Here is a 13,181-nt window from a genome sequence, read left to right on the forward strand (position 1 = left end):
TTCTACTATAATTGACGTAAAAGGAGGGAGAATCTAACTAAAAAATAGAACCGTCCCCTTTATTGCCCTTTATTGCCGCATTTAGGGCAGCTTCTATCTTAAGTTGAAGGGTACTGTCTTGATTGAATGGAAAGTGTCTAGGGGGTATTTAAAAATTAAATTTTTTAAGGAACTTAGGAATTTCAGAGTCAACTACATTGCCAAAAAAATTTTTAAGTGTTTCTTGATCCACGAGGGTTAATTCTAAAAATGATTTCTGCCATCGAGAAAATTTTATATCTTTCCACCACCACCAAGCCCTGTCAAAAACAATTTTCTGCGTAGCCGTATCTACCAAAGTAAAATTTGATATAAAATACGCTTTCGCATACCACATCATTAAAAAAGTCTGTACTACAAACCCATATCCATTTACGTGTGTGTACGTATTTCCGAAAATGTTCTCACTCGGTGATATAATGATAAGTGCGTCGATTCCTTCTGCTTTTAGATTTTGTATATGAGACCTTAGGCGTTCTAGTGATTGTTTAGGGTTTGATTTATATCCGAAATTCCCCCGCAAACCTTTTCTTAAATCAGGCCTGATTACTGCATTGAGTCCAGAATGATGTTTTAAATATGTAGCTATTGATTCTTCTATTTTTCTATCCATTCCAAAAGTAGAAAAATCTTCTTCAAATTGGTCATTATTAAATACTGTTGTTCCTATTTTAACGCCATTAAAATTATCACCCATAATAGAAACAACTGCAATATTATTAATTGATTGCTTATATTCCGATTTAATAGGCTGACCAAGCGTAACACAACCAGATAAAAAGCAAACGAGGCAAAATATAAGAGAATATCTATTCATAATCAAGTTATTTGAGTAAATAGGGACAGCTGTCCCTATTAGGATTGTATGGGAAAGCGTCTGGTTTATGCTAAATAAAACAAGACGAGATATTTTATTTTCATGTTAGAACGGAAAGTGTCTAGTTTACTGGTTTATGTAGTTTATAGTGGTTTAGGTTTAATGGTTTAGTTTACTCGAATCGCTATTCTGTGAATGTATATGTCCAATATTTAATATCTATTTGGGTAATAATGCCGTTTACAAAAGTAATTTTGACCATTCTACCATCTCTTGTGACTGAACCATATACCCAAATTTCTTTATTATTCTTTCTATCAAATTCCTTAACATCAGGCATTGCTATTATTGCAACCTGTTCATTTGTCATGCCCTTGCAAACCGAGTAATTACGGATTGCATTTACTATAGTCTGTTCTAATTCACGATGGTTATTTAAATAATTATTGATGCGCGTATCGATAAGTTTATAATCTACGGCACCTTTATTACCGAATATTACCTCTTTAACAGGAGGATAGCCACGATAGACAGTAATATAAATAGGCTCTGAATTTAAATTTCTAATGTCTTTAATATATGCGCACCCATTTAACAATAATATTGCTATTGCATAAATAATAATCAATTGTTTATTATTCATTCCAATTCTTTTAATGAGAAGTAGTTACTTCTCACAATGCCCTCTTTAAATTAATAAAATTGTAGAGGCAATAATGAGAATTTTATATGTTAACCCGTCATTAATAAGTTTTATAACCGTGGTAATACTCTAACGTTAAAGCGCCTAATATTCCATAAATAGGGGCTGTCAACGGATTGAAGGTTGTAAACATCCCTGCGGAATCAGCCAAATGTGGCGGAACCCAATGAAGAGTAGCCCCAATATCACTAAATACACTTTGGGCAGTACCTTTTGAATAAAAAGCACTAACTAAATCAAAGTGCCCACCAATATTATTGCCTTGGAGCATCTTGGCTGCTCCTAAAGCAGTAAGTGTCATCTCACTATGAAGTCTATAGGTGGTTCCAGGATGTCCCAGCATATATTGTGCCAATTGACGGGAAGCCAAACTATTCTTAAATAACAGTTGCATGCCTCCGCGAATAATATCTGCTGCAACTCCTCTGGATTGGGTATAAATAACTCTACTGCCTGTTTCATTAGCAACCCGTAACGCTTTTTCTGGGGTGGTCCCTACCCCTTTACCTCGGACAGCCGGATTTCTAACTCCACCTTCCGGATCTTGAATACTAAGCGGATCATGAAAATAACTATTTATTCCTGTTCCAACCACTGTCCCAGCAATGCCTCCCACCAGACCACCGGCAAAGCTATCCCAACTGTTAGTAGCACCGGCTACAAATGCTCCGGTTGCCAGCATCCCGACTACAAAAGGGGTTCCGATGTTATAAGCTCCCCACCCGCCAAAAGCCCCTAAGGCGCCTCCAATGCCTGCGCCAATCAGGGCGCCTCTCCAGCCGCCTTCCAGGCCGCCGGTAACTGCACCTCCGGTCATCCCTCCCCAGAAACCCGCAACTGCCCAGGGTAAGCCAGCGCCAGCAGTAACTACAGCTACTACTGCTCCTACAAATGCCCCGACAATACTCTTCCAAAAGCTTTTCCAGGACCAGTGCCCTGTGGGGTCAATAGCGTTAATAGGATTATTGTTGCAGTAGGAATAACGGTTTAGTTCCTGGGGGTTATAGGGACGGGCAACCAAGGTATCCGCACTGATAAACCTCCCCACCTGTGGGTCATAATACCGAGCCCCGTAGAAGTAGAGGCCGGTTGCATCCAGCTCCTTGCCGTTGAACTTGTATTTAGCAGTATCGCTTCCCTGAACCTTAGCAACTCCTCCGTAAGGCTTATAGCTATTGGTCTGGGTGGCTTTACCTTGACTGTCGCTGATGACGCTGCTTGAGCCGAGATGATCACTGTGGTAGTAATTAGTCGTTAGTCGTTGGCCGTTAGTCGTTAGTGTGCAGACCCTGTTTGACCCGGCAAAGATGTGTTTGCGGGTTGTGCCGTCGGAATCTATTTCAAAGAGCGAGCCGATGTAGGTGGTCGTTAGTCGCTGGTCGTTAGTCGTTAGTGTCTTAACGACACGGCCGCCATCGCCATCGTATACGAACGAGGTAATTATACCGCTCTCATTTACCTGGGTCAAGCGGTTCTCAGCGTCATATTGGTATTGTTCGCTTCCCTTAGAGATTAAATTGCCGTTGGCGTCATAACTAATAACTGTATTGCCGAATTGAGTAGGCGCATGGGGCCTTGCGCCGTATTGGTAGCCTATGCCTTCCTTCTCTAAAAGGTTACCAATTGAATCATACCTATAATTCAGCGTCCCGTATTCACCGCTTGCCTTAATCAATCTGTCTAAATCATCATATTGGAAAGCCTGTGTAGTGTCTTTTACCTTGTCTTCTATTTTAATGATATTGCCTGAATTATCATAGGTATAGCGCAGCTCCTGCAGGACTTCGTTATTATTTTGATTCAGAGTGACGATGAGTGAGATTTGCGAGGTATTGGGGAGATAGCGGTAGTAAGTGGTGGTGCCATTGCCGTATTCTATCTTTAAAGTTTGGCCTGATGCGGCATAATCTATATTTTTTACAAAGACCGTAGAGTCCGTCTGGCTGTAAACCTTCTTGAGCTGGCCTGCTTTATTGTATTCATAGCTGATTATTTCCCCGTCAGGATATTTCAGGGAAGTTAATCTGTCTAAAACATCGTAGGTGCGCTCAACGAGATATTGCTGTTCAGGGACAGTCCCCTTGGTTTCAATTGAGTTAGATATCTGCGGGGACAGTCCCTTCACTGACTTGATTTCTCTGCCTAAGTTGTCATAGAAGAATTCGGTGGAGCCGGATTGGTCAATGACCTTGGAGAGCCGGCCGATAGAGTTTTCTTTTGTTAAATCATCGTAGGTATAGGCGGCTAAGGCCTCAGTAACAGCCCCCTGGCTGGGGATGAGCCCCTGTTTACGCGTAAGGCGGTTTAGGGCGTCGTATTCAAAAGTAAGGATTTGGCCTTTGGCATCGGTTTGTTTGATTAAATTTCCCACAGCGTCGTATTCATAAGTCCAGGTTCCCATATCAGGGTCTTGCATTTTTATTTTCCTGCCTAAAGAATCATAAAAGATTTGGCTGGTATTTTTCTGGTTATCCACTACTTTTATCAGGCTATCCAAAGCATTGTATTCGTAATGGGTGGTATAAACTTCTGCTGCGTTGTATTCTTTTACCTCCACAATCCTGGCATAGGCATCAAAATATTCTTCTTTTTTATGGTTATTCTCGTCTATATAGGTAACTTTCCAGTCAGAGTAAATAGTTTGGGCATATGTCCCTTCGGGTTTGGTTATTTTAATTAATCTTCCCTTGGGGTCATAATCAAATTCAAACTTAGCTAAAGCAGTTAAATCGCTCGTATCAGGTTTATCGTTTACTTCAAAAGTATAATAAGCATTATATTTTTCTCGGACATTCCCGCGGCTATCAAAGGTTACCCTGCCTGAAACTATTTGACGGGCTTTTTGAATTTGCGGGTCATCTTCTGCCGGAGATTTTATCTGCATAAGCCTGCCTAAACCGTCGTAAAAAGAGTAGGAGGTAAGATAGTTATTATTCTCGGCTTTTACCTTTTTGGTAACGCGATAAGGCAGGTTAGATAAATCATAATCGTAGATAACGCCGGGTGAGTCTTGCGTATCATTAGGGCCAATGGCTTTTATTAGGCGGTAGAGACTATCATAGACATAGGTTGTAGTTTGATTATTCAAGTCAGTAGTGGTCAGCACCAGGCCGCTTTTTAAATCAAAGGTCTTCTTGACGGTCTGGCCTAAAACATTGGTTGCCTTAATCGGATAGGTATAAGTCTGGGTATCGTATTCCGTAGTAGTTGTCCTTCCCAAGGCATCAGTAGTTGAAATAAGGTTACCGTAAGAATCGTAAGTAAAAGTTGTGGCTAAGTATTTTTCCTCACTGGTTAAAGGATTAAACAGCCAGGCCTCTTCTTTGGTAAGCAGGCCCTTAGCCGGAGCCTGGTTAATATCAGTTGTATTATCATAATAGAAGCGTTTTTCAGAAACTTTTTGTTGGTTGTATAAAAGAGAAGTGCGCTTAGGAAGCGCAATTGCCCAGTCAGAAGTGTTATAAGCATATTCGGTAGTTTGCGTCTTATCGTCTTCAATGATATCCACGTCACCATAATATATAACCTTGGTAGTATTGCCGTAATTATCATATTCAAATTCTGTGCGGGCATGTTTATAGCTTGCGTCACCGTCATAGGTAAAATTATCGGCTGAGGAAAGATAGACAAAATAAACGCCCGGGTAAATTTCCGTATGCTGCCAGACATTTTCTATCTTAGAGTATAAGTTTCCGTCTTTATTTTTAAATTCCTGTTCATAGAGGCGGCCTTTATAGATGTTGTCCTGCTTAAAATAACTTTCTGTATAATTACCGTCGGCATCGCTGACCTTGACATAGCTAAAGCCGCGGAACTCCCGCTCTTTTGGCTCAAAATAACCGTCTTTATAAAAATAAGTTGTAGGATAGGAATTGCCCTGGTTGTCTTCCAGGGTGAGCCTTGAGACAAGCTGCAGGCTAAAAGGGAGCTTACCGGTTTTATTGGGATAATAATTTTCATATTGAGTAGAAGAGGTATATTCAATTTTAGCCTTTGCGCCTAAGCCATTTGCGACTTCTACTAAAAGGTCGGCAGGTCCGGATAAATTTAGATAGGTCTTTTTATAACCGTCTTTGGCAATACAGATATCCATTAAACCATCCCCGTTTAAATCGGTTAAATAACGGGCCTGGTCGCGGCCCTGGCTATCCACAAAATCTCCGTCTGTAATATTAAAGGAGTCGTCTCTCCTCCAGCCTGAGCCAGTGTTTAAGTAAGTGGCGCGGTAACCGTCTTTAGCAATTAGCAAATCATTCAGGCCGTCTGCGTTTATATCTATCAGCACCCTTCCCTGGTTAACGCCGTTTTCGGTAAAATTACCGTCGGGAAGATTAAAGGCGTCATTCCTCACCCAGCCCGAGCCGGTATTAAGATAAGTAGCCTTATAGCCGTCAGCCGCGACTAAAAAGTCAGCTAAACCGTCGCCGTTGACATCCGCTAAGCGCCTTCCATTATCGCCTGATGCCGTAACATAATAACCGTCAGGCGAATTCCAGCGCGCATCTTGCTGCCAGCCGCTTCCGGTATTAATATAAGTGGTGGTTGTCCGGGATATCACGTCAAGCGGCCGATAACTCCAATGTATCTCGTCAACGGCAATGGATAAGTCATTCAAGCCGTCGCCATTAAGGTCAGCGAATCTTATCCCGCCGTCTATGTGGTTACCATAAACAAAATATCCTTCAGGTAAATTCCAGCTCGTATCTTTAAACCATTGAGGGTCAATGTTGTCAAGGTACTGAAAGGAGTAAGCATCTTTATATTGCCCGCCTGAACCCAGATACGGGTCCCAGAGCGCAGCTGCTAATAATTCGGGCATGCCGTCGCCGGTTAAATCTACGAGCCTGCGCCCGTCATCCCAGGTATTATAGATAAAATAACCCAAAGGTACCGGCCACCAGTTGGGCTGCGAACTAAAACCCTGCGTGGAATTAAGATATGTAGCTTTTAACCACTGGCGGTCTGTTGATTCGTTGGGGTCGTAACGGGAGACAATAAAGTCATATAAACCATCGCCGTTTAAATCATAAAGCCCCCTGCCCTGGTTTTGTTCGGATTTGATAAAATCTCCGTCGGGGATATGCCACTGCGGCTGGTCGCCAGACCAAGCGCCGGAATTAGAACGATAGGAAAAAGTCAAAGGAGGCTGTGCGGTTTGGCCGTCAGAGCCATATTCGGTTACCTTGGTTAAGAGGCTCCTTGAGGTGGAAGGGCTTTGGGTATATTCAAGGCCGTATCTGCGTACCAGGTTATTATCAAAAGAGACCTCAATACTCTTTAGCCGTTTAAGCAGTTTTATTGGTTCGCCGGTAATATAGCTTAAAGATGTATCCGGCCTGGGTTCATAGGCGAAAGTAACTTTATAGCTTGCCGCAAGCTGAGTCTGCGCGTTTGCAGTATAGGAGATATTCAAAGGATAAAGGGTATTCTCTTCTTTAGAGTAACTGATGGTTAGATAATTACCTTCTAAATCCATCACCTTATCCAATGCCCAGGAAAAAATGCCTTTTGAGGTCGTGATGCGCGAGTTATCCGTCGAGCCGAAGAAATATTTTATTCCCTGCTTATCAGTTGTCTGCCAGGAAGCGCCGTCATAAACATATTTTATGAAACTGCCTTCAATTTCAGCCCTGTATTCATTATTGCCTGTGCTTATCAGTTCCTGGCTTTGGGCAATAAAGGCATCAGAGGAATTATAATCAGGAACGCCGCCTTTAGTAGAACGGTAAATACTGCCCAAATCTAAATCCCAGCCTTTTCCGGCTAATCCGTTGCCTTTAAGACTGCTGTAGGAGAGCGCTAAGTGCGGCTCTATCCCGTTTCTGCCTGCCGGAGTTTGTACCGGGATAGAGAATGTTGCCTGCCCGGTTAAAAGGTCAACGCCCAAATTTTCCAGCCCGTTTGAACTTTTGGGAACATCAGGGGAAGCGGTATCCGCAGAGACCGGCTCTTGATAATCCTCTTCGCTTAATTCATCCGATAATTCCGTAGGTATAGGGCTTTTAGAAAAAGATTGGACCACTTTAAAAGTCATTACCGCGCTCCAGTTGCTTTCCCCCTCGGTTTTTACTACCTTTACGCGCGCATAGTAATTCCCCGCCGTATCTAATTCGCTTAATTCGAGGGAATTAGAAGCCGATTCATAAGCTTTGGGGTTTTTAAAGTCAGCATCGGTAGAGATTTCTACTTTGTAATTTGTCGCCCCTGCTATTGCACTCCAATTTATCTTAGTAGTGCTTTGGAGCAGAGTATCATTAACCGCTTCTAATACGGGCGCGGTTATTGCAGGAGGAATAGGCGCAGGAGGAGTAGGCGGGTTGGGTGTTGGTGGTGGTGGGGTTGGGGGAATACCGCCTCCGCTACCACCAGAACCAGAAGTAGGTTGTTTGGGAGGAGGCGGCGGATTAACAACGTTAACGCTTAACTCACCCGTAGATGGATCCCGATTAATTTCTATGGTATTGCCGGTAGCAGGGTCTTTGTAGCTTTTATCAGTCTCGCCGGGAGCTAAATCTATCTGGATTCCTTTAACTATTGCCCTTGCGCTGCCATCAGGATAAGCAGCGCGTGTGATAGTATCACCATTTACATCCTTGGTAGAAGTATAGCCTAACCCTTTATTATTGCTGTAGGTAATATTGCCATTAGCGTCTATTTTAGTCTCGCTACGATAATCATCAGGGCCAACTGTTGTTTTTGTAATGCTGCCGTCGGGATGAGAGGTTGTTGTGGCCACGCTTCCGTCATCGCCATATGTTATCGTCGGCGTAGCGGTGCTACCACCGCTATTACTGTTTACGCTCCTCTGTCCGCCTGTGGATGATATAGCTGGGGGTGTTGTTTGCGTTCCGCTTCCGTTAGAATTAACAATGGTAGTGGAATAACCACCATTGCTATCGTAAGTGTTAGTTACGGTAGTGCCGGCTAAGGAACCGCCACTGCTTGCCGGATGATTATCCACAGTACTTGTAACCGCACCACCCGGGCTTGCATAGGTGATAGTCCTGGTGCTACCATCAGCATAGGTAGCAACGCCGGTATTGCCATTTCTCACAAGAGTTATGCCTCCGTTTGCCGCACCTGCGCCAAAAAGAGTTGTTGTCTCGCCATCCGAACCCCAAATTCCTTGCGTTTGACTGACGCTTAAGGCCTGGCCAATACCTGCCTCGGTGGTCAGGGCATATCCTATCCATTGGGCAGTGAATTCAGCTAATGATACGGTTTTTGTGATACTGTTATCTATATAGGTAATGCCTTCAACATCAATTCCGGTCACTACTACATAGTGGCCAAGGCCATTTCCTAAGTCTAAATGGGCAATTGCCGGTTGATTTAGATTTTTGAGGTCAGTAAGGGAGAGTTGGCTGGCGTAAAGATCCAAACCATATTCTTTGGCTACTTGCTGGATTCCATAGAGAGAGGTCTGGCCGTCTTGAGTATATAAGGCCAAGCTTTTAGCCAATATAGCGGAGTTGACATTAGACAAGAGTTGGGAGAGTGCGTAGACTGCGCAGTTCGGGATTGGAGGGCCGTGGTTATAAAGGTCAGCTTGGTACGTATTTATAACTGCTTTCTGTTCTTCGGGTTGAATTCGTACGCTTTGGTTATTTTGGGGCTTTATGGCAGTGTCCTTATTTACCTGGCCATAAACTGGTATAGAATTTCCCTTTAGGCCCGCTACTAATTTGTCTTTTATGGGTTGAGGCTGGGTTTGCGGTGCAGGTGCGGATTGACTGGTGGCATCTATTGGTTTTACGGGTGTTTCTACGAAAACCGTATTATTTAAGTTAACCGTTTGTTTGGCAGGTTTAAAGGATTGGGAATACGAAGCTGGCATAACGCCGGGATTATCATTCAAACAAGACGATATTTCCTCTGCATGCGCTAGGGGGACTATAAAAGAGGCTATTCCTTGGTAAATATTCCATAAAAAATCCCCCAATTTCGGTTGGGGGATTTGCGGGTAGCTAGTTTGCTCGGTTTGCGGCAGAGATATATGGTAGTCTGCTCTGGCTGCCCAGGTGACCTCGGAAAATAAAAACACTCCGGAAATAGTCAGGGCAACAATTTTTAACCACAATCTTTGACGTAAAGGATTCATTTTGCTTGAGTCCCCTTTCGTCAATATAATTAAAACTCAAATAACTAATATAAAATATAACATATAAAAAGTAAGATGTCAAGGAAAGCGCTTTTTTATTTTATGTTTATTTTTGTGAAGGGAGAGTTCTATTGTAACTTCTTTAATTACAGCGTGTTATATAGAAACGGTCTGGATTGGGGAGGTTTAGATTTTAAGGCTATAACCCGTGGCTTTTTTGAGGCTGGCGAGAGAGGTTTGGTAATTACCCAGCGCCTGGATATATTTTGCCTGCGACTCCGAAAGATTATACAGGGATTCCATCGCGCTAGAGAGGTTGGCTTCACCGACCATGGAACGGATCTTAATCACGTCTGTTTCATTGCGCCGGAATTTCATCTCCATCTCCGCGGTATTTAATTGCGAGATGGCCTTTTGGTAGTTAAAAAATGCCTCCTGGACCTCAAGGGTCACGGCCTTGGTAGTTTCATTAAAGTCGCTCAGGGAACGCCAGAGGTCTATCTCTGATTTTTTCTTATCCGATACGCGCTTAAGGTTATCCAGGACGCTGAAGTCCGCGCTGACCATTTGATACTTGCTGGGCTCGGCCTCGCCAAAGCGCGCCCTCTGTTTCTGGGCATTATAAGAAGTGCTGAAGGTGCTGCCTCCCCAGGGCTTGGTTAGCTTTACCCCGGCGAACCAGTTGTCCGTGTCTTCCCAGGGAGTATTGATATAATGCCCTTTGTAATACCCGTAAGAAGAGGTTAGGTCTATGCTGAAGGAATTTACGTCGCTGCGCTTCATCTTTTGGCTGTAGTCATTAAACTTTACCAGGAGCTCGCTTAAACGGATTTCCGGATGGTTAACCAGGGCCATCTCCGTGCAGGTAGATAATTCTAACTTTGTTTTTTTTGGCGCTGATAATCGCGGGGGCATAATATTGCCCAGTTCCTTGGTATTCAATACCTGCTTTAAGGTTAATTCCGCGTTCAAAACGTCTTGTTTTATGTTATCGGCCTGGAATTGTATTTGGTCAAACCAGGAACGCGCGCTATTTACTTCCAGGGGGATGACCATATCCGCCTGGCCTAATTTCTCTATTTTTCCCAGGGTCTCTTTCGCTTCCTCAAGAAGCGCCTCCTTGAGCCGCAGGTGCATCTTGGCCACGGCTAAATTATAATAGGCGGTTTCGGCCTTCTGCATCAATTCAAACTTAATGCGGTCATAATTTTTTTTGGTGATTTCCAAATCTACCCCTGCCTGCCTTACCGCATTCACTAATTGTCCTCCGCGAAAGAGCGGCTGGGTCACTTCTACCGCAGGTTCCCATTCTTCGTAATCTACTTTATAGACATCGCCGTCTGTTTTATAGCCTGATATTTTTAGGGTAGGAAAGAGGTTGCGCTGGTTTTCCAGGATTTTAAACTGGGCCAATTCAATTTCCTGGCGCGCCACCTTAAGGGGCGGGTTGTTTTTTATGGCCAGGTCAACGAAATTATAGAGCGCCGGGTCAAGTTCCGCAGCGGCCCCTTTAAAATCTTCAGCCGACGTTTGCTTTTCTTCAACCGTTTCAGATAATCTTATAGGCTGCGTTAAATATGCCTGTTGTAAGGTCGGCATCTCTTGCGGTTCGCTCGGCTCTAAGGATTTATCCTGTTCGTAACTTATCGGCACAACCATCTCCAGTTCTTCCTTATTATAACCTTGGGGCAGGGGATAGGGGCTGGCGTCTTTTACGGCTAAGAGCGCCCCGGCATCCAGCAAGGGATAACCCGATGATTCCGCGATATTAATTTCTTTTATCCGGCCACCCTGGTCCAGGGTGAACCTTACCTTTACCATGCCTTCCCAGCCTTTGGTTTGTGCCTCTTGCGGATAGACAAAACAAGCGCTTATTTTTTGCTGTATTGAGCTGATGTATTCGGGATTTAATAAAGCGGCCCGGGAGTAAGCGGGGTAGAGCAGGAGGAAGTTTATAAGAGCTATTATTCGGTATATTTTAACTATTTTATGATCTATCTCCATATTATGATATTATGATACGCTTAATATATAGGTAAAACATCAATTAAGAGTTGACTATGAATTTGGCTAAATTATAATGAATAAATTTCCTTTTGTCAAGAGATTTTTGATACGCTATTGATACGCTATTATAAATAACGTAAAATCAAAGAGTTATCTTAGGTGATACTGTTGATGATACGATAGCCATTAGGGACGGTTCTCAATTACGGTTAAAATTGTCCCTTTTGGGGACAGTTTTATAGTTGACTGAGAACCGTCCCTATTTTGGGGTACTTTCTACCTTGACGCGCCGAGGATTTTATGTTATATTCTTAACATGCGTTGTAAGATCTGTCAAAATGAGTTTAAACCTAATAAATACCGGCCTCAACAGCAGGTTTGTTCTCAACCGGAATGCCAAAAGCAGAGGCAGCTTCAGAATGAAAGGGGATGGCGGCTGAAAAACCCCGATTATTTCAAGTCTTTAGGGCAAGAAGCGTTCTGGCGGGAAAAACGCTCTCAATACCGTAGATTATGGAAGAAAAAACACAAAAAACACCTCAAAGAATATGCCGAAAAGCGCAAAAAAGAGCACCAGGAATATATGCGCAAATATATGGCCGGATACCGCGCAACCCAGAATGTTAATAGAGAAAAAAGTTAGTTTTTCTACCTTGACAAACACCTATCCATTCAGTATACTTTAGATGTAAGTTAAATTTTTTTCCGCTATTTGTAAGCAGTTTCACAAAGTATTTTTATACCTGAGCGATAAAGGCAAACCCGCCGCAAGGCGGGGGCGCAAAGCCACGGATCCGACGGTAAATTCACTACGGATGGCCGGGTTACCGAAATAAGGTAACTCGGCTTTTTTATTAAAAAGCGAGGCTAAATTGAGTAACTGGCGAGAAAAAATCTGGTTAAAAATTGTTGCCCTGACCATTGCCGGAGTATTTTTATTTTCCGAAACCACCTGGGCAGCCAGAGCAGACTACCGCGTATCTATGCCTGAAACCGAGCAAACAAGCTACCCGCAAGTCCCCCAACCGAAATTGGGGGATTTTTTATTGAATATTTATCACGAAATAGCCTCTTTTATAGTCCCTTCAGCTCAAGCGGCTGAAATAGCGCCTTGCGGTGTAGATAAAGTAACTAAGAATATGCCTGTCTTAAATCCCAATTCTAATTGGCAAAAAGCCAATCAAACCGTAGTTTTATCAGAAAATAAGGCAATTGATACGGTTGATACAGTTGATACGGTTAAAAATAGCTTAATTGAAGAAACTGGAGATATGAGAGTAGCTGAAGCTGAGCAGAAGCCGCAAGGAGATGCGCCAGCGCCAACCCCAACGGTTAAGGATTCCGCGCTTCCTGCCCAAGCTCAGCCGCCTCAAGGTTCCGAGACTCCCTCTGTCCCCGTAGATTACACTAAGATTAATAATACCAACGATCAAACCGGCTTTATTCCGATTAAACAAGCTCAATTACCTCAAGAAACCGCAGCGATTACTTTACATAGCAAGGATCCGCCTAAG

General features: G+C 43.3%; 5 protein-coding genes and 1 riboswitch. Of the genes, 1 reads left to right on the forward strand and 4 read right to left on the reverse strand.

What is annotated here, in order from left to right; translation table 11 throughout:
* Positions 1–148 precede the first annotated feature (148 nt).
* The 4 genes from PHV44_02075 to PHV44_02090 all read right to left on the reverse strand — a co-directional run bounded on the left by PHV44_02075 (position 149) and on the right by PHV44_02090 (position 11,664).
* A complete protein-coding gene (locus PHV44_02075; GenBank protein ID MDD5592072.1) occupies positions 149–856 on the reverse strand; it encodes a hypothetical protein in 708 nt (235 codons plus the stop codon).
* Between the two features lie 184 nt (positions 857–1,040).
* The gene (locus PHV44_02080; GenBank protein ID MDD5592073.1) at positions 1,041–1,499 is read right to left on the reverse strand and encodes a hypothetical protein; all 459 of its coding nucleotides are present in this window, start codon (positions 1,497–1,499) and stop codon (positions 1,041–1,043) included.
* Between the two features lie 100 nt (positions 1,500–1,599).
* Entirely contained in the window at positions 1,600–9,660 is an 8,061-nt protein-coding gene (locus PHV44_02085; GenBank protein MDD5592074.1) for a SpvB/TcaC N-terminal domain-containing protein, read from the reverse strand.
* A 186-nt stretch (positions 9,661–9,846) separates the two neighbouring features.
* Positions 9,847–11,664, reverse strand: a complete 1,818-nt coding sequence (locus tag PHV44_02090) for a TonB family protein (protein MDD5592075.1) — start codon at positions 11,662–11,664, stop codon at positions 9,847–9,849.
* A gap of 319 nt (positions 11,665–11,983) precedes the next feature.
* Between PHV44_02090 and PHV44_02095 the strand changes: the two genes are divergently transcribed.
* Positions 11,984–12,310, forward strand: a complete 327-nt coding sequence (locus PHV44_02095) for a hypothetical protein (protein MDD5592076.1) — start codon at positions 11,984–11,986, stop codon at positions 12,308–12,310.
* Positions 12,311–12,412: 102 nt separating this feature from the next.
* Positions 12,413–12,499, forward strand: a riboswitch (cyclic di-GMP riboswitch).
* The last annotated feature ends 682 nt before the right edge of the window (positions 12,500–13,181 follow it).

The organism is Candidatus Omnitrophota bacterium (assembly GCA_028717245.1).
GTDB lineage: Bacteria > Omnitrophota > Gorgyraeia > Gygaellales > Profunditerraquicolaceae > JAGUYA01.